At 53.9% G+C, this 19,326-nt stretch carries 17 protein-coding genes; 10 read left to right on the top strand and 7 right to left on the bottom strand.

What is annotated here, in order from left to right:
• Positions 1-8: 8 nt before the first annotated feature.
• The 3 genes from CYQ09_RS15055 to CYQ09_RS15045 are packed head-to-tail and all read left to right on the top strand — an operon-like array spanning position 9 to position 3,125.
• On the top strand, positions 9-680 hold the full coding sequence (locus CYQ09_RS15055; protein ID WP_106746225.1) for a response regulator transcription factor: 672 nt from the start codon (positions 9-11) through the stop codon (positions 678-680).
• A complete protein-coding gene (locus CYQ09_RS15050) occupies positions 667-2,070 on the top strand; it encodes a sensor histidine kinase (RefSeq protein WP_106746224.1) in 1,404 nt (467 codons plus the stop codon). Before CYQ09_RS15055 ends, CYQ09_RS15050 begins: the two co-directional genes overlap by 14 nt.
• Positions 2,067-3,125, top strand: a complete 1,059-nt coding sequence (locus CYQ09_RS15045) for an ABC transporter substrate-binding protein (protein WP_106746223.1) — start codon at positions 2,067-2,069, stop codon at positions 3,123-3,125. Before CYQ09_RS15050 ends, CYQ09_RS15045 begins: the two co-directional genes overlap by 4 nt.
• Here CYQ09_RS15045 and CYQ09_RS15040 read toward each other — a convergent pair.
• The 7 genes from CYQ09_RS15040 to CYQ09_RS15010 form a co-directional block, all read right to left on the bottom strand.
• Entirely contained in the window at positions 3,122-4,138 is a 1,017-nt protein-coding gene (locus tag CYQ09_RS15040) for an ABC transporter ATP-binding protein (protein ID WP_106746222.1), read from the bottom strand. The two genes, CYQ09_RS15045 and CYQ09_RS15040, sit on opposite strands and share 4 nt — an antisense overlap.
• Entirely contained in the window at positions 4,139-5,395 is a 1,257-nt protein-coding gene (locus CYQ09_RS15035) for an MGH1-like glycoside hydrolase domain-containing protein (protein ID WP_106746221.1), read from the bottom strand. It abuts the gene before it with no gap.
• Between the two features lie 4 nt (positions 5,396-5,399).
• Positions 5,400-6,608, bottom strand: a complete 1,209-nt coding sequence (locus tag CYQ09_RS15030) for a carbohydrate ABC transporter permease (protein ID WP_106746220.1) — start codon at positions 6,606-6,608, stop codon at positions 5,400-5,402.
• The gene (locus CYQ09_RS15025; protein ID WP_106746219.1) at positions 6,605-7,849 is read right to left on the bottom strand and encodes a carbohydrate ABC transporter permease; all 1,245 of its coding nucleotides are present in this window, start codon (positions 7,847-7,849) and stop codon (positions 6,605-6,607) included. Before CYQ09_RS15025 ends, CYQ09_RS15030 begins: the two co-directional genes overlap by 4 nt.
• A 64-nt stretch (positions 7,850-7,913) precedes the next feature.
• The gene (locus tag CYQ09_RS15020) at positions 7,914-9,266 is read right to left on the bottom strand and encodes an ABC transporter substrate-binding protein (RefSeq protein WP_106746218.1); all 1,353 of its coding nucleotides are present in this window, start codon (positions 9,264-9,266) and stop codon (positions 7,914-7,916) included.
• On the bottom strand, positions 9,256-10,383 hold the full coding sequence (locus tag CYQ09_RS15015; RefSeq protein WP_239495967.1) for a LacI family DNA-binding transcriptional regulator: 1,128 nt from the start codon (positions 10,381-10,383) through the stop codon (positions 9,256-9,258). Before CYQ09_RS15015 ends, CYQ09_RS15020 begins: the two co-directional genes overlap by 11 nt.
• 131 nt (positions 10,384-10,514) lie before the next feature.
• Positions 10,515-11,387, bottom strand: coding sequence for a MurR/RpiR family transcriptional regulator (locus CYQ09_RS15010; RefSeq protein ID WP_106746217.1), 873 nt, complete (start codon positions 11,385-11,387; stop codon positions 10,515-10,517).
• Positions 11,388-11,503: 116 nt separating this feature from the next.
• On the opposite strand from CYQ09_RS15010, the gene CYQ09_RS15005 reads away from it, so the two are divergent.
• The 7 genes from CYQ09_RS15005 (at position 11,504) to CYQ09_RS14975 (ending at position 19,212) form a co-directional block, all read left to right on the top strand.
• The gene (locus CYQ09_RS15005; protein ID WP_106746216.1) at positions 11,504-12,274 is read left to right on the top strand and encodes an N-formylglutamate amidohydrolase; all 771 of its coding nucleotides are present in this window, start codon (positions 11,504-11,506) and stop codon (positions 12,272-12,274) included.
• The gene (locus CYQ09_RS15000; protein ID WP_106746215.1) at positions 12,262-12,831 is read left to right on the top strand and encodes a TRAP transporter small permease subunit; all 570 of its coding nucleotides are present in this window, start codon (positions 12,262-12,264) and stop codon (positions 12,829-12,831) included. The genes CYQ09_RS15005 and CYQ09_RS15000 overlap by 13 nt, the downstream gene beginning before the upstream one ends.
• Complete coding sequence (locus CYQ09_RS14995) at positions 12,831-14,159, top strand: TRAP transporter large permease (RefSeq protein ID WP_106746214.1); 1,329 nt, start codon at positions 12,831-12,833, stop codon at positions 14,157-14,159. Before CYQ09_RS15000 ends, CYQ09_RS14995 begins: the two co-directional genes overlap by 1 nt.
• A 49-nt stretch (positions 14,160-14,208) precedes the next feature.
• Positions 14,209-15,240, top strand: coding sequence for a TRAP transporter substrate-binding protein (locus tag CYQ09_RS14990; protein WP_106746213.1), 1,032 nt, complete (start codon positions 14,209-14,211; stop codon positions 15,238-15,240).
• 81 nt (positions 15,241-15,321) lie between these two features.
• Positions 15,322-16,686 (top strand): glutamine synthetase family protein, encoded by a 1,365-nt coding sequence (locus tag CYQ09_RS14985; protein ID WP_106746399.1) that lies wholly within the window; start codon positions 15,322-15,324, stop codon positions 16,684-16,686.
• A gap of 3 nt (positions 16,687-16,689) precedes the next feature.
• A complete protein-coding gene (locus CYQ09_RS14980) occupies positions 16,690-18,063 on the top strand; it encodes an aldehyde dehydrogenase family protein (RefSeq protein ID WP_106746212.1) in 1,374 nt (457 codons plus the stop codon).
• A 3-nt stretch (positions 18,064-18,066) separates the two neighbouring features.
• A complete protein-coding gene (locus CYQ09_RS14975; RefSeq protein WP_106746211.1) occupies positions 18,067-19,212 on the top strand; it encodes an iron-containing alcohol dehydrogenase in 1,146 nt (381 codons plus the stop codon).
• Positions 19,213-19,326: the final 114 nt, after the last annotated feature.

Raw genomic sequence — 19,326 nt, 5'->3', positions numbered from 1 at the left:
GAACACCAATGCGGGTTTTAATAGTCGAGGATGCAACTGACATGGCCGAGGCCATCGCGATCCGTCTTGGCAAATCGGGCATGGCTTGCGATTTGGCCGACACATACGCGACCGCAGAAGATTTCCTTGCTGTGCAAAGCTACGACGCCATCGTGCTTGATATCAACCTTCCTGACCGTAACGGAACTGAATTGCTACAGTCGCTGCGACAGAGAAATGATCGCACACCAGTTCTGATGCTGACTGCGCTTTTTTCCGTAGATGATCGTGTTTCAGCGCTGGACCTTGGGGCAGATGATTACCTTGTAAAACCCTTTGATCAGCGTGAATTAGAAGCCCGCATCCGCGCGTTAGTGCGACGCGAAACAGATCAAAAATCTGATCAAGTTCAACTTGGACCGCTATCGTTTTCACCCGCAACCTTGGCCGCAACCCTAGACGGGACCCCCGTCGACCTAACCCGACGCGAAGCGATGTTATTGGGATTATTGCTGCGTAGCCAAGGTCAGGTTCTTAGCAAGCAACGCCTTTATGACGGGCTGTTTGCCTTTGATGATGTGGATGTTGGGCTGAATGCAATTGAGCTGTACATAGCGAGGCTGCGCAAAAAGCTGAACGCATCGGGCGTCGCGATCGAAACACAGCGTGGTCTAGGATACCGCATTCATGCCAGCGGTTGATCAACCATCCAAGCTGGCACAGCGTTCGCTTCTTTCGCGGGTCATGATTGGCGTCTTGTCACTGCTCGCCATAGGGGGATGTATCGTTTCACTCGCGGCGTTTGCCTACGGTAAAAACGCGGCGCGGCAGTCCTATGACAGATTGCTGGTGGGGGCAGCAAATGACATCGCTGAATCAATCAATATCATCGATGGGGCCGCAATCGCCGACATTCCTGTGTCTGCGTTTGGCTTACTGTCGCTCGCTCTGGATGATCGCATTGCTTACGCGGTACGTGGCCCAGACGGCGCGCTTTTGACGGGATACGAAACCGCGTTACCGCCCGAAGGCGCGGCGCGGCGGCAGGCTGATCCTTTTTATTACGACAGCACATTGCAAGGTGAACCAAGCCGTTTTGTGACCGTCGTCCGCAGATTCTCAGAGCGGGACTATTCCGGAACGGTATCGGTCACTGTTGGACAAACGCTGCGCGCCCGCAATGCGATGGCAATTGACCTGACCAAAGGTGCACTTGTTATCACCGGGCTTGCGGGCATCGCGCTGATCCTAAGTGCGTATTTAGTGATCCGGTCCGCGATGCGCCCGCTTGAACGGATGGCAAACGAATTACTGGCACGTGATCCCTATGATCTAACCCCGATGCAGGCCGATGGCCCAGCCGAAGTCGCAGTAATGACCGATGCAATGAACCGATTTATGCAGCGGCTTGACCGGCAAATCGGCGCGATGAAACACCTGATTTCAGACACAGCGCACCAGTTACGCACCCCGGTCGCTGCAATCCGCGCGCAGGCAGAATTGGCAATTGAAGATGATACCGAACATCAGCCACAACGGCTTGAGCGGCTATTGCGGCGCACCCGGTCGTTGGGAAATTTACTGGATCAAATGCTGTCGCGCGCATTGGTTATTCACCGCACGGATAACGCCCCGCCAGAACCTGTGGATCTGCGCGATATCGCGCTGCAAGTTCTAGACGAATGCGACCCAGAACTGCTTGCCCCCGGTGTCGAGGTTGATCTGATCATCACCGACGCCCCCGTTATTGTCATGGCGGATGAAGTATCCGTCACTGAGGCGGGTAAAAACATGCTAACTAATGCGTTACAGCACGGCAAAGCACCTATTCGCATCGGCGTTAGTACAAGCCCGCTTCAATCAGAGCTATGGGTCGAAGACGCAGGCAAAGGCCCAGGACATGATATCTTATCGCGAATTGGCGGACGTTTCGAACGATCAGCGGCGTCTCAAGGCAATAGCGCAGGACTTGGCCTGTCGATCGTACACGCCGTCGCCGAAGCATTTAACGGTTCAGTCAACATGGGCACAACAGAAACAGGATTTCGGGTAACCCTAACATTGCCCTCCCAAAATGAGGACAACACATGATCCGCTACATCGTTTGTATATGGATGTTGTCAGGCCCCGCCATCGCCCAGGAGGCCGTCGCGCATTTTGTGTCAGATGTGGCAATTGCCCCCACCGATATTGTCGTGCGTTCAACCACTGATATTGGCGTTTTGACACCTGCGCTCGATGCATTTGTTGGTATCTACCCTGATATCTCGATCACCTATGAACAATGGGGGTCCAACGCGCTTTATGCAGATAGCCGCGCTGCGTGTGATGGTCAGATACCAGCCGCGGATGCAGTCCTGTCCTCGGGCGTGCACCAGATGGTCGACCTTGTTAATCGCGCATGTGCGCATCCATATACATCTGACATCACGCGGGGGCTATCCACAGCGCGTGTCTGGCGTAACGAACTTTGGGGGATTACGCTCGAACCTGCGGTGATTATCTACAACAGCGCCCTCGTCCCCGCCGAAGATGCGCCGCACACGCGCTTTGCCTTGCTTGACCTGATGCGACGCGCAGAGTCACCCTATCGCGGTAAAATCGCCACCTACGATGTTGAAGCATCAGGGCTAGGTTTTCTGTTCGCATTTATGGACAGCCTAGAAGCCACAACATTCGGTGGTCTATTAGAGGGATTCGCACGCACCAATGCCGTCGCGACGTGCTGTTCTGCCGAAATCATTGATGGTGTCGCCAAAGGTGAATATCTGATCGCCTACAACGTCCTTGGGTCGTACCTTAGCTCAACTCCGCGGAAAAATATCGGCGTCATCCACCCCGAGGACTATACGCTCTTGTTGTCGCGCGCTTATATGATCCCGCAAACAGCAACGAACAAAGTTGGCGCCGCGATCTTGTTAGATTTCTTACTGTCACCCCAAGGCCAAGATATTTTGGCCGCTGGAAATCTTGTTCAACGTCGTGACGACGATGCGACATTGCTGTCGGAAAGCGCACAGCGGACGATCCCCATTGACCCAAAATTGTTGGTGGCAATGGACCGACATCGGCGTTCGCGGTTTGTCGGGCAGTGGCGATCGACGTTCGGCGCACTGCCCGAGGGTGGTTTCCTATCCGCCCCCTAGAATAGCGCGATACCGTCCGCACCAAAGAAATGCGTGCGTGCGGGGTCGAACTGCACGCTAGTCTTGTCGCCGGGTGACAGGTCACTATCCCCCAGAACACGGACGGTAACCTGCCCCGCCTCTGCGCAATCAAGCACAACAAACGTATCCGCGCCAAGGTATTCAAGGACATCCACTGTGCCTTCTAACTGGCCAGATCCGGCCGCACCCAACACCGCATGTTCAGGACGTAACCCAATGTGCGTCGTCCCCGTTGGCATCGCCACCTCTGTGACAGTTTCAGCGGGTACCACGTTCATCTTGGGTGAGCCGATGAATTGCGCAACGAACAAGTTCGCGGGCTTTTCGTATAGCTCGCGCGGGGTGCCGACCTGCGCAATGCGACCGCCATCCAGTACGACGATCCGGTCGGCAAGCGTCATTGCTTCGACCTGATCGTGGGTGACATAGATCATCGTGGATTTCAGGGTCTGGTGCAGTTTGGCAATTTCATAACGCATCGCAACCCGCAGAGCGGCATCAAGGTTCGAGAGCGGTTCATCAAACAAGAACGCAGTCGGATCGCGCACGATAGAGCGTCCAATTGCGACGCGCTGGCGCTGACCACCCGACAGATCTTTGGGCCGACGATCCATGTAGGCATCTAGCTTCAAAACCCGAGCGGCTTCATCCACTTTTGCCGCCACTTCGATGGCTGACATGCCTGCCGATTTCAACGGAAAACCAACATTGTCGCGAACCGACATATGCGGATAAAGCGCGTAGGATTGGAAAACCATCGCAAGACCGCGCTTGGCCGGCGGTTCAGCCGTGGCATCGCGATCATCGATCATGATTTGACCGCGACTGGTTTCCTCTAGCCCCGCAATCATCCGCAGCAACGTGGATTTTCCGCAGCCAGAGGGGCCAACAAAAATGATAAACTCACCTTCTCCGATCTCAAGGTCGATGCCTTTAATCACCTGAACATCGCCGAACCACTTTTCGACAGATTTTAGCGCGATAGACCCCATTTAGAACCTCCCCTTTGCATGCGGTGATGCCCAAGTCAGCCAAATCGAAGCCGTCCAGCTAAAGTTATCGCCGCCTTCAGGCGAGCCTTGGTAAGGGTCGAAATATTCGTAAAAACCATGCTCTGCGATTAGGCTTTGGGTCGCTTTACGTAGTTCTTCTGCCTTAGTAATATGGTGCATCTCAGCCAATCCAATAGCGATCAACGCGTTCACGTTGGACCATGTCGGACCTCGCCAATATCGTTTAGGGTTAAACGTATCCGCAGCCGGGTCATTAGAGGGTACGCCAAATGGCACCTCGCCCATGATCCGTTCGTAATGTGCCAACATCTCTGGATGATCCACGCCTGCATACCAACATAAAAATGACCCCGTGCTAAGAGAGTTAGCAAATTTTCCAGTACGAATATCGATGCTATCGTAGTGCCCACGGTCAGCATTCCAGTGTCGGTCGACACCTTCTTTTAGGGCGCTAATCCAGCCTTGGATTTCGTCAGTTTCGTGATCCAGCTCCAACGCGAGATGCAACAAGTCGCGACAAGCGCGCAAAAACAGGAACGTCATACCGACATCCGCGACCCGCAAAGGAGAGTTCTTTGCGATCTCAACCTCATCCCAGCCGCAATCGCGCGAGAAATACAGCATCGCAAGATAGCGGTCATAGTCTTCTTTTTTGGGGCGCATTTCAGGGTCGATATGCGCGGTGTCCCGGCGGGTGTATTCCCCGACATTTGACCCATCAACATTGGCCATCGCGCCATCCCAATCGATAGCATTATCACGGCCAGATTCCCAAGGGTGCGTGATAACAACCATACCATCATGCATGCGATATTTCACGAACCAGCGATGCCAAGACACCAACCGCCCATACAGCAGTTCCATATGCACCCGGCCATAGTGTTTGTCTTGTTCATAAACACTGCGTGCCATTGTTGCGGCGATAGGTGGCTGAGTAATACCCGATGTATGCGGCACGCGCGGAACATCCCAAACATCAGGCCCCGGAAAATAGCCGAATGCCTGCTTGTGAAACACGATATGCGGCACCATCCCATTGTCCCATTGACCGGTAAAAAGCGTCTCTAACTCGGCCCAAGCACGACGCACGTCATATGTCGCAATACCCCATGCACAAAACGCGCTGTCCCAGTTCCACTGATAGGGGTAAAGCCCTTTGGTAGGCACTGTGTAAAGCCCCCGGTCATTCGCCTGTAGGATTTTGCGCGCCCGTTTATCAAGTTTATCGTAGTTCATCTTGTTATCCTTTGACCGACCCGGCGGTCAGTCCTTTTGTCATAAAACGCTCTAACCCCAAGAACAGAACCATGATCGGCACGGTCGCGATCACAGAGCCTGCCATCAGGTGCTGGCGCGGAATTTCAGAAGAGTTGAGACTGGCGATCCCACGTGTCAGCGTGAATTTTGACGGATCATCCAGCAGCATGAACGCAAGCAGGAATTCATTCCAAGCGATCATGAAAACATAAAGCGAAACCGAAGCCATGGCGGGCAGTGACAGTGGCAGCGTAATCTTCCAGATCACCTTTAGCCGACTTAGCCCGTCCATTAGACCTGCCTCTTCGATCTCGGCGGGCAGTCCGCGGAAATACCCTTGCAGCATATAAAGCGCGACGGGGATCGTCGTGACCGGATAGATCATGATGATCCCGCCAAGGCTATTGCGCAGGCCCAGCATGGAAAAAGCAATGTAGATTGGCAGCGCCAGCACGATCATCGGCACCATATAGATCAGCAAAATCGACCTAGAAAACGCGGCGCGCCCGCGAAACCGAAGCCGCGCAACGGCATAGGCACCGGGCACAGCGAACAGCAACGTAATGAAGACCGTCAGAACTGAGATGATGAAAGAGTTCAGCAGATAAGTGCCAAAATTAAACTGCGTGAACAATTCGTCATACGACCGAAACAGATCCCAACCTTTGGAAAGGTCCACTGAAAAATCTAACGGATTTTGAATAAGCTCGGCTTGGTTTTTGAGGCTAGTCAGCACCATCACGTAGAACGGGATCAACACGATGGCGGTAAAGAAGATATATCCAAATCCGGTCAGAAACTTGATAATCGCGGCCTCAAACACGTGCCGATTGATCGGGCCGAATGCGACCTCGTCCAGCATGATCCATAGCCCAAGCACGGCGAACCCGGCGGTTCCGGCGGCACCTAGCAGGCTTGAAAAACCTGACACGCCGTCCCCGATGGCAATGGGACCAAAACCGAACAGGGCCGCAATCGTGACGATGATACCTGCGGCAACGGGTTTCCATACTGGCCCCGGCAGACACGCCAACCCCAGCCCAGCGCCCCAAATCAATGCGCCTAATCCCGAAGGGCGAAAGGCCGAACCCGTTGCAAAGCTCATCGCGATGGCGACGGTAAGGGCAATCACGAATGTCCACATGACGCCCAAAACCGGTGCTGTGACATATCCAAAGCGTAGGTGCTTCATAGCCCTTCCTCCTGACTGATGAACCGGAAGAAGAAGAACGAGAATAGCAGCAAACAGCCAAAGATCACGACGGCAACTGCAGCCCCTGCCCCAATGTTAGACACTGCAAACGCCTGCTCATAGACATTCACCGTCAGCGTTCGCGTACCCGCATTGCCACCCGTTAGCAGAAAAATGTCATCGAATTTGTTGAACGTCCAAATGAAGCGCAGCAGGAACAGAACGGAAAGAATGCCCAACAACTGCGGCACACTTAGGTACCAAAATTGCTGGAACGGTGACGCGCCATCCATATCGGCGGCCTCGTACATATCGCTCTCGATCGACTGCATCCGCGCAAGGATGAACAGGAATGACAGCGGAAAATAGCGCCAGATTTCAAACAGGGTCACCATGATCAATGCCAATGGCCGCTGACCGAAAAAGTTGATCGCCTCTTGCGTGACGCCCATTTGGATCAAAAGCGCATTGGCAGACCCTGAAAACGGATCGAACAACAAAATCCAAGCAAAGGCCACAGCAATGACAGGCGATACGTAAGGGAACAGATATAGCCCGCGTAAAATGCCCTGACCTTTGAACGATTTGTTCAGCAGCATCGCTGCGAACAACCCAAACAGTAGCGCCCCAATCGTCCCGAACACAGTGTAAAACAGCGTGACCCACAGAACCGACCAGAATTCATCGCCGTCAAAAACGCGTTTGAAATTATCAAAGGTAAAGGTCGCATTGCTCAGCACGCTTGAAGCGCGGCCAGTAACCGTCGCATCAGTGTCTTGCGGGCGCAAATTAGTGTCTAAATAGGACTGTTCGACCATGACAGGGATCATGAGCGTTTCACGAAATCCGCCCTCCCAATCGCCAAAGTCGCAAAACAATGCCCGACCATCCAACGCACACCGCGGGTCGAGGTCAAAGACAGCTAAACCCTGAGGAATAGTGTCTGTTATTGTGACGCCACGTATGGGTTGGTCTTGGGATGAATTGCGTAGCCGGTATCTGATCGAGGCTTCGTCACCGACGGATTCATAGTCGCCACGGATATCTTCACGGATGACCACCTCTGGCGCGCGCAGGTCAGATAGCGATACCGGCTTAATGCTGATCCAAAAGATCGCAAGCAACGGAAGGATCACCACCAATGCGACTGCCGCAATCGTGGGCGCAAGCAATCCCCAAGCCAAACGCGCCTCTAACCGCGCGAGCGGGCCAGAGCCTTTGGGTGGTGAAACGTCTGACATGGTGTGGTGCTCCGAAATTAGCCTTATGCAAGGCGGCGCAGGTCACGCCGCCTTGCGCTACTTGTTACTCGACGCCTGCGATGGCTTCGTTCAGTGCTGCCACTGTTGCCGCTGCATCGCGTTCACCGTCGATGTATTCACGCACCAAACGGTTGATCACTTGGCTGTTGATGATCTTTGATGCTGTCGCTAGCTGGCCATCCGCAACGCCCCAGCGCTGTGCGACATCCAAACCACCAACGATTTCTTCAATCATTGCCGGATCATACAAGTCGCCCAGCGGCGCCTTGCGGTCCACGCCCACATCCAAGGTTGCCCAAAGATCGCTAAACTCAGTCGGGTTGTCCGCCGTCCCGCGCCGCACAGGGAACTTACCCTCTGGCGCGATGGCAAGCGTCTGACCGTAACCTTCGTTCATCGAATATTCGACAAATTCCATGGCCGCGTCGGTCGAAGCATCAGACGTGATGCCGAAATAGCGGATATCACCCCATGCTGCCCCGTCCGGGTTAGAGGGGCCAGAGAACGTCGTCACGATACCAGTTGCTGCCGCCAATGCTGGGCTGGTTGGATCATCGTTGATTGTGGGCGGCGCACTGTCACGCAAGCCTGCCAATTCGTCCAAAATGAACGGCGACCAAATGATCATCGCTGCATTCCCCGAGAAATACAGTGAACGCGACTGATCCCAATACAGATCACCCGGAGGCGACGCCTCTGCGATGGCCTTGTAGAACTCTAGCACTTCGATCGTTGCCGCCTCGTCTAATGGTTGGATGCCATCTGGGCCAACTGGGGAAACGCCATTCGCAAGGAACACATGTTCCAGAACTTGGCTCATGAAGTTTTCATCGACCTTCGTTGCCGCGACGAACCCGTACATTTCAGGTGGATTATGCAGCGCGTCAACCGCCGCCAACACATTGGCATAAGATGTCGGCGGCTCAAGACCTGCATCTTCAAACTTGTCAGCACGGTAAACGATCATTTGCGTCCAACCATCGGCAGGCACAGATGCGTAACCTTCGTTGCTTGTCGCCATAGCAAGCGCACCTGGCGCAAACGTATCAACGCCTAGGTTTTCGATCACATCCGTCGCGGCATCTGCATCCAAAATACCGGCATCAGCCCAAGGCAGCGCATATTGCAAAGTGTGATAAATCACATCGGGCAGATCACCGGCTGCATAGGCCGCTGTCGCACGGGTACCAAGATCGCTTTCGGTAACTGGAATGACCTCGACGGTGTGACCAGAGGCGGCCGCGAAATCAGCAGCCATCTGCTCTTGCCGCGCAAGACGTTCGGGCTGTTCTTCGGTTGTCCAAAACCGCAGTGTGTCAGCATGTGCGCCAACAGCGGACAGGACAAGAGCAGTCGCCGCGCCCATCATTAATGTGGATTTACGATTAATTTTCATAGTTCCCTCCCTTAGTAAAAATTGAAGTATTCGGATCAGCAAGCACGGGACCAGTCGATCCGCGATTAAGAAACTTTGGCACTGCCGTTTCTTGCAAATCTTGCGATTTCGCCCCGCGAATACGGCGGATCAAAAGGCCGCTCAGGCGTTGACCTGCTTCTTTGAAATTGACAGCAAACGTCGACAATGGCGGTGATACATGTGCGCCCTCGGGCACACCGTCATAGCCGATTACGGAAATGTCTTCCCCCACGACCAAACCTGCAAAGGCTGCAGCGCGGTAAACGCCCAGCGCCGCCATATCGACGGCACATATGATTGCGGTAGGTGGCGTCGGCAAAGACAGCATCTCTGTCGCAGCCGCTTCTCCGTCTGCGACTGTAACCGCATCCTGTGACACACATGCCGCGTCCACCGGCAGTCCCGCATCCTGCATTCCCCGCAAAAAGCCGGCGTTGCGGAATGGGGCATAGGTATACTGCGTTCCGCCGTTGATAAAACCGATGTGGCGGTGCCCCAGTGACACAAGGTGCAACACCGCCTCGCGCATTGCCACCTCGCCCAAAATATCAAACGATGGACAGTCGTCAGGCTGATCCGCACGGCCGAACAAAACAAACGGAACCCGTTCTTTACGTAACAGTGCAATCCGCCGGTCGTTGATCATTGTTCGTTGTAAAATAAATCCATCCGCCTTGCGGTCACGGATCATATTACGAAAGGTTTCAACCGTCGCAGCTGCGCTGTTTGATGTTGCAATGGTGAGGGTAAAACCTTCGGCACTTGCGCCCTCAGAAAGACCCGCCAGAAATTCCGCTAAAAATGGACGCTGCGCGTCGTGATCTGCCATTTGGATAACAAGACCCAGTGATTTCACCAACCCTGTCCGGATGGCTTGTGCGTGGCTTAGCGGACGATAGCCCATTTTATCGGCCATCGCTTTTACACGGTTGCGGGTGGTTTCTGAAATGTCGGGATAATGGTTCAGCGCACGTGACACTGTCGACTTAGTCAATCCCAGCGCATCTGAAACATCCGCGATTGTCACACGTGTCACCGCACGCCGCATGCCTTTATCATGTAAATCAATACGCAAATTAAATCCCCCACGAATCATAGTTCGTTCCGAAACCGGTTTCGGCAAGGGGATTATTAGGTTACGCGCAAAATTTGACGCCGCAACGCAGCATTCATAAAGAACAAAAATTGAATTTTTGTTCGCTCATTTCATAAATAATGGGGGTTCGCTTAGGTAAACTTGCGAAACAGCTTGGTCTGATCAAACATTTCCTCAAGCCGCTCCATGCGCTCTTTTGTGCCGTCCCAATCGATATTCTGGACAGCCGCAATCATAGTTTCCACAAGTAGCATCGTTGTCGCGGCCGAATCCCACGCAGATGGCACGACAATCCGACTGCTAAAGCTGATATGAGCAAGCTGGTGAACTGGTGACCGCCATTGATCCGTAAACAAGATGATTTTAGCACCACGCGCATGTGCCATTTCAGCCAGTTTCAAGGTGTTATTCTCGTAACGCCGGACGTCAAAGATCACAAAAACATCGCCCTCGGCAACATCTAGCAGGTAATGCGGCCATGTGTTTGACGTCGATTGAACATGTGTCACCCGTGGACGAATGACCTGCGTATGTAGAAACAGATATTCGGCCAACGTATGCGTAACACGCCCGCCCACGATATAAAGCGACTTTGTTTGATCTGCGACCATAGCACAGGCTTCATCAAATTTTGCGGGCGCGATCTGTCCCAGCGTGTGCCGAATATTATCAATGACTGCATCGGTGAATTGATTAAGAACATGACCGGACGGTGCGCCCTCAGCCCACGTATCATGTTTCGCAATAGGGTTCTGCACCTTTGCCCTTAGTTCTTCACGCAGCTCTGCCTGAAATTCCGGATATCCGTTAAAGCCTAGCTTCTGCACCATGCGCGCAACTGTCGGCACCGATACCTCTGCGCCTTTGGCTAACGCGGCAAGCGGACCCAAACCTGACGCCGGATAGTTTTCAAGAATTGAATGCGCCAATTGCCGTTCTGCACGCGTCAGATCATCCAGCTTATTATGAATACGATCTGCAATCGTAAGAACTCCGTCAGACATGACCGCCCTCGTTTTGATTAAAAAAATAACAAAGCAGTTCACCTTGTTACAAATATAACAGAATTTTGTTGACATGTCGCACAGCGAGCAAGCAGTTTATTCCTAACGGAGAGCATATGACACAAAACCAGGCAATCGACACGGTGCAAATTGTGAACCCCACGGGTGGGTCTGCTGCCGTTTTGATATGCGAACACGCGTCGCATTATATCCCTGATGCATTGAACCATCTTGGCCTGCCTCTCAAGGCACGTGATAGCCATGCTGCTTGGGATCCCGGTGCTTTGGGGGTATCGCTGCGGATCGCACGCAAGCTGGACGCTGTGTTGATCGCAAGTAATGTTTCGCGTCTGGTCTACGACTGTAATCGTCCGCCCAGCGCGCCTGACGCCATGCCCGCACGTAGCGAAGTCATCGACATCCCGGGCAATTTCAACCTCACTCCTGTGGCACGAGAGCAACGCACGCAGATGTATTACGAACCGTTCCGCAAAGCTGTCGTAGAACAGGTTGATAAGACCACTGCGCCTATTATTGTCACAATTCACAGCTTTACCCCTATTTATTATGGTCAAAAACGTCACGTCGAAATTGGTGTGCTTCATGATCGTGACACCCGGTTGGCAGATGCGATGCTGAACACAGCAACCGCACACACAAATGCAGTGGTTTTACGTAATGACCCGTATGGCCCAGACAACGGCGTAACCCACACGCTACGTGAACACGCTTTGCCGGGCGGACACCTGAATGTGATGCTCGAAATCAGGAACGACCTGATCCAAACCAAAGATCAACAGAATGCAATGGGTGATATGATCGCCAGTTGGCTTGTCGATGCTGTCGCAGCGATCGGCGCACAAGGAACCGTTCAATGCGTGGCATAATGTTCGGGTATATCCGTGTCGTTGACGCGATCAATCACCGTATCGGGCGTATCGCTATGTACGGGATATTTGTCTTGATGGGGATTCTGCTTTGGTCTTCGATCAGTAAGACATTCTTTATGCCTTCGCTTTGGACGCTTGAGATGGCGCAGTTTGTGATGGTCGGCTACTATATTTTAGGCGGCCCGTATTCGATCCAGCTTGGGTCGAATGTGCGAATGGACCTGCTTTATGGTGAATGGTCCACGCGCAAAAAGGCGTGGTTTGATGTCTTCACTGCGCTATTGTTAATCTTTTATCTATGCGTGCTTCTTTACGGGGCCGTTAGCTCGACCGCGTATTCACTGGGGTACTGGGGTACTGAACCGTTTTCGTTCTTTGGCGGCCTAGTCACAGGTTCAGAAGAAATCGGTAGGATGGAACGCGCATCAACGGCGTGGCGTCCATACCTTTGGCCAATCAAATCCATCATGGTGACCGGGCTGTTCTTGATGCTGCTGCAGTGCACATCCGAACTTTGCAAAGACGTGCTGCGCATTAAGGGCGAAACGATCTGATGTCTTACGAATTAATCGCCACTTTGATGTTTTCCACCATGATGCTGATGCTGCTAACAGGGCAGCGGGTGTTTGGTGCGATTGGCTTTGTTGCTGTCGTCGCTGCCTTACTGCTTTGGGGTGACAAGGGCGGATTTGACATCGGGTTCTCTGCCGCGATGAAGCTGATGAAATGGTACCCGCTTCTGACCCTGCCGATGTTCATCTTCATGGGGTACGTGCTGTCGGAATCCAAAATTGCCGATGACTTGTACAAGATGTTTCATGTCTGGATGGGCGGCCTGCGCGGCGGTCTGGCCATTGGGACAATCGGGCTAATGGTGCTTATTTCGGCGATGAACGGATTGTCGGTGGCCGGCATGGCGATTGGGTCAACGATTGCGCTGCCCGAGCTGTTAAAACGCGGTTACGATAAACGCATGGTCACGGGGGTGATCCAAGCCGGATCATCGTTAGGCATTCTTGTACCACCCTCTGTCGTGCTTGTTCTTTACGCAATGATTGCGCGGCAACCAGTTAGCCAGCTTTGGCTTGCCGGGATCGTACCGGGCCTGATGATGGCAGGACTATTTATCGCCTATATCGTGATCCGTTGCCGGATGAACCCCGATCTGGGGCCAATCCTGCCCGCTGAGGAACGCGATATACCACGCGCAGAAAAAATGCGCCTGCTACGCGCCGGGCTGCTTCCACTTATCATCTTTGCCGTGATGATGATCCCTTTCGTGCGCGGCTGGACATCGCTTGTCGAAAGCTCTGCAATTGGTGCCATCGCCGCCTTTGTTGCTGCGGTCATCAAAGGGCGCATGACGCGCGAAGTCTTTGAAAACTCGGTCCGCAATACGTTGGGCATCACCTGTATGTTCATGTGGATCATTCTGGCGGCGCTGGCGTTCGGGGCGGTGTTTGACGGGCTGGGCGCGGTCAAAGCGATTGAGAGCCTATTCACCGAAAAGCTAAACCTGTCGCCTTGGACGATCCTAATTCTGATGCAGCTTAGCTTTATCGTGATGGGGACGTTCCTAGATGACACTGCGATGCTGGTCATCGTTGCGCCACTTTACGTACCGCTGGTTGGCGAACTAGGGTTCGATCTGATCTGGTACGGTATCCTTTATACAATCACGACTCAGATTGCTTATATGACGCCGCCATTCGGCTATAACCTGTTCTTGATGCGGGCGATGGCTCCGCCTGAAATCTCCCTGCGCGATATCTATTCTTCGATCACCCCTTTCGTATTGGTCATGGTCTTTGCCTTGATCCTTGTGATGGTTTTCCCCGGCCTCGCGACTTGGCTGCCCGATTATATTTACAACAACCCTTAATAAGAGCCCCGCAAAGTGGGCCATTTTTCCCAACCTAGGAGACAATATAATGACAACGAGACGTAAGTTTATCCAAGGGGCCGCTGTTGCCGCCCCCGCAGCGCTGGCGACGCCCGCGCTTGCCCAAAGCACAATTAAATGGCGGATGCAGACCTATGCTGGTGCCGCATTAGCCGAGCACGTGATTGATCCTGCGATTAAGATGTTCAACCAGATCGCTGGCGACCGTATGCAGATTGAACTGTTCTATGCAGATCAGCTGGTCCCGACCGGCGAATTGTTCCAAGCCATGCAGCGCGGCACAATTGATGCGGTGCAATCTGACGACGATTCAATGGCGTCCCCGACCGAGGTTACCGTTTTCGGCGGCTACTTCCCGTTTGGTTCACGCTATTCTTTGGACGTGCCTGTGCTGTTCAACCAATACGGCCTGAACGAAATCTGGGACGAAGAGTATTCCGCCGTCGGCGTGAAACACATCAGTGCGGGTTCTTGGGATCCTTGCCACTTTGCTACCAAAGACCCGATCCGCAGCCTTGCTGATCTTGAAGGCAAGCGCATCTTTACCTTCCCAACAGCTGGCCGCTTTATGTCCCAGTTTGGGGTTGTTCCTGTGAACCTACCTTGGGAAGATATCGAAGTCGCGGTGCAGACTGGCGAACTTGACGGCATCGCATGGTCGGGCATCACCGAGGACTACACCGTTGGTTGGGCTGACGTGACCAACTACTTCCTGACCAACAACATCTCTGGTGCTTGGGCTGGGTCGTTCTTCGCCAACATGGATCGTTGGAACGAATTGCCCGAAGATTTGCAAACGCTGTTCCGCGTCTGCTGTGACCAATCACATTACTATCGTCAGTGGTGGTACTGGGGTGGCGAAGCAAACCTGCGCGTCAATGGCACCAAGATGGAACTGACCACGATCCCAGACGAGGAATGGGCAACAGTCGAAGCCAAAGCCCAAGACTTCTGGGAAGAAATCGCAGCCGAAAGCGACGTGAAACGCCGCGTGGTCGATATCTTCAAACAATACAACGCGGACATGCTCAAAGCTGGACGTCCTTACCGCTACGGCTAAGCTGATTGTCGACGATATCCTAAACGAACTTAGCGGCCCCGGATCATGTTCGGGGCCACTTCCACCCAAAAGGACACGATAATGCCCGGCAATCTGACATTCGATGATCTGAAATCCCGCGTCGCAGACGGCACGGTTGATACGGTTCTGACCTGCCTTGTAGATATGCAAGGGCGCCTGATGGGCAAACGGTTTCACGCGGCCAACTTTGTGGAAACGTCGTTTAACGAAACACATTGCTGCAACTATCTGCTTGCCACTGACCTTGAGATGGCAACGCCAAGCGGTTTCGCATCAACCAGTTGGCAGTCGGGCTATGGCGACTATGTGATGAAACCCGACCTAAGCACCATTCGGATGGTGCCATGGCTAGAAGGAACCGCGATGGTTCTGTGCGACGTGCTCGATCATCACACGCATGAACCGGTCCCGCATTCCCCCCGCGCTATACTGAAAAAGCAAATTGATCGGCTCAAGGCGCTTGGGTTCGACGCGATGATGGCCACAGAGTTGGAGTTTTTCCTTTTCGCGAAAAGCTTTGATGAAATCCGCAAATCGGGGTTCCGTGATCTCGAACCTATTAGCGGCTATAACGAAGACTACCACATCCTTCAGACCACCAAAGAAGAAGGCGTCATGCGCCCAATCCGCAACCATCTATATGCTGCGGGCATCCCGATTGAAAATTCAAAGGGCGAGGCAGAAGCGGGCCAAGAAGAGCTAAACATCCGCTACGCCGCTGCACTGGATTGCGCAGATCACCATTCGATTGCGAAACACGCGATCAAAGAAATCGCCTGGCAACAGGGCCACGCCGCCAGCTTCCTTCCGAAATGGAGCCATGACCGCGTTGGATCATCTTCGCACGTGCATCAGTCGCTTTGGGTCGATGGAAAGCCTGCATTCTATGACGAGGACGCCAAACTGGGCATGTCTGAACTCATGGAACATTACATGGCCGGGCTGATCGCTTATGCACCCGATTACACCTATTTTCTGGCACCCTATGTGAACAGTTATAAACGGTTTTCCAAAGGCACCTTTGCCCCTACAAAAACGGTCTGGTCGATTGACAACCGCACCGCTGGGTTCCGCCTTTGTGGTGATGGCACCAAGGGCGTTCGCGTTGAATGTCGGATTGGAGGGTCGGACCTGAACCCCTATCTTGCCCAGGCCGCTATGCTTGCCGCAGGGATCAAGGGCATCGAAGATAAAATGCCTCTTGCGCCTGCTACCACAGGTGATGTCTATGAAGATGCCAAAGCTGGTGACATTCCCCAGACTTTGCGCAAAGCAACCGAAACACTCCGTAATTCGAAATTCCTGCGCGACGTCATGGGCGACGATGTAATCGATCACTACACGCGCGCTGCGGAATGGGAACAAGAAGAATTTGACCGTGTGGTGACCGACTGGGAAATCGCACGCGGTTTTGAAAGGGCCTGAACCATGACTATCAAATGCATCTCTCCGGTAGACGGATCGGTCTATGCCGAACGCCCTACCCTAACCCGCGTAGAGGCCGACGCAGCCGTCGCCCGCGCAAAGACGGTCCAAATCGAATGGGCCGCACGCCCGCTAGACGAACGTATTTCTCTGGTGCTTGCTGGTGTCGCCAAGGTCGGTGAAATGAACGACCTCATCGTGCCGGAACTTGCTTGGCAAATGGGTCGCCCTGTGCGCTATGGCGGTGAATTTGGCGGCTTTAACGAGCGTGCGCAGTATATGGCGGACATCGCGCATGAATCGCTTGCCCCGACCATGGTCGAAGACAGCGACAAATTCCGCCGCATGATTAAACGCGTGCCACATGGGGTCGTTTTGGTCGTCGCCCCTTGGAACTATCCATTCATGACGGCGATCAACACAATTGCCCCCGCGCTGATCGCGGGCAACGTGGTCGTTCTAAAACACGCATCGCAAACACCGATTGTAGGTGAGCGCATGGCAGAGGCATTCCATGCCGCAGGCGTGCCCGCCGACGTATTCCAAAACGTATTCCTTGATCACCAAACGACATCAGACCTTATTGCGACACGTTCCTTTGGGTTCGTGAACTTTACCGGGTCAGTCGCAGGCGGCGCCGCGATGGAAAAGGCCGCGGCCGGCACGTTCACTAACATGGGCCTTGAACTGGGCGGCAAAGACCCCGGCTATGTCATGGAAAACGCTGATCTAGACGCTGCTGTCGACACACTGATGGACGGCGCAATGTTCAACTCTGGCCAATGCTGCTGTGGTATCGAACGGATTTACGTCCACGAAAGCCTATTCGAGGCATTCGTCGAAAAAGCCGTCGCACTCGTCAGCACCTACAAACTCGGCAACCCTCTTGATCCGGAAACAACCATCGGGCCAGTGGCGCAAGTGCGCTTTGCCGATGGTGTTCGTTCGCAAATTGCAGATGCCGTTGCCGCAGGTGCCAAGACCCACATCGATCCTGCGTTGTTCCCGCAAGATGGGGGCGCATACCTGATGCCCCAAATCCTGACCGACGTGACCCACGACATGCGTGTCATGCGCGAAGAAAGCTTTGGCCCTGTCGTCGGCATCATGCCCGTGAAATCCGACGCCGAGGCAATCGCTCTCATGAACGACTGCGACTACGGGCTGACGGCCTCCCTTTGGACGCCAGATACCGAACGCGCAGAGGCAATCGCCGATCAGCTAGAAACCGGAACCGTATTTATGAACCGGGCCGATTACCTTGATCCCGCCCTATGCTGGACTGGTTGCAAAGACACCGGGCGCGGCGGCGGTCTGTCCGTGATCGGGTTCCACAACCTAACACGTCCGAAATCCTACCACATGAAAAAGGCCTAACCGATGTCGATCACTGCAAACTGGTCCTACCCTACCGCAATTCGTTTCGGCGCAGGGCGCATTTCCGAGATCGCAGATGCTTGCGCCGCTGCGGGTATCAAAAAACCGCTGCTGGTCACCGACCGCGGGCTGGCAGACATGGCGATCACGACAAAGACGCTTGATCTGCTTGAAGCCGCCGGTTTGGGACGCGCCATCTTTGCTGATGTTGACCCGAACCCGAACGAAAAGAATGCCGAGGCCGGTGTGAAAGCGTTTCGCGAAGGTGGACACGACGGGGTCGTCGCATTCGGTGGTGGCTCGGGTCTTGATCTGGGAAAACTGGTCGCGTTCTACGCTGGCCAAACCCGCCCACTATGGGACTTTGAAGATATCGGCGACTGGTGGACGCGTGCAGACGCGGATGCCATCGCGCCGATTGTGGCCGTACCTACGACTGCCGGGACAGGGTCCGAAGTGGGCCGGGCATCCGTGATCACCAACTCGGTCACAGCCGAAAAGAAAATCATCTTTCACCCGAAGTTCCTGCCATCCGTGGTCATCTGCGATCCAGAGCTGACGGTTGGCATGCCAAAGTTCATCACAGCAGGCACTGGCCTAGATGCGTTCGCGCATTGCGTAGAGGCATTCTGCTCACCGCACTACCACCCTATGTCGCAAGGTATCGCACTCGAAGGGATGCGCTTGGTCAAAGAATACCTGCCCCGTGCCTACGCCGACGGTACAGATATTGAAGCACGCGCTAACATGATGTCCGCAGCAGCAATGGGCGCAACAGCGTTCCAAAAGGGCCTAGGCGCAATCCACGCGCTGTCACACCCCATCGGCGCAATCTACCATACGCATCACGGCACAACGAACGCCGTCTGCATGCCTGCAGTGCTTCAGTTCAACAAACCAGCAATCGCCGAGCGGATGGAGATGGCAGCAAATTATATTGGGATCACTGGTGGATTTGACGGCTTTTGCAGCTACGTCGACGATCTGAACGCGTCGCTTGGCATCCCTAAAACACTGAGCGACTTAGGCATCGAAAACCCGGACATCGACAGAATAGTCGCAGGCGCACTCATCGATCCAAGCACAGGCGGCAACCCAATCGAAATGACCGCCGAAAACACGAAAGAGCTGCTGTTGAAGATTGCATAATTGATGCAGCTGGAAGCTTAGCGGCAAGTGTTGCAGCAGTGTTTTGTCCTAAGTAGACACAACACTTGGTCACCCCCTGCCGCAATCAGTTGCCCCGTCATCGGAACGTATTAC

The organism is Yoonia maritima (assembly GCF_002933395.1).
Lineage (GTDB): Bacteria > Pseudomonadota > Alphaproteobacteria > Rhodobacterales > Rhodobacteraceae > Yoonia > Yoonia maritima_A.
Note: the sequence above shows the minus strand (reverse complement) of the source record. Positions and strands in the feature narration are given on the sequence as shown.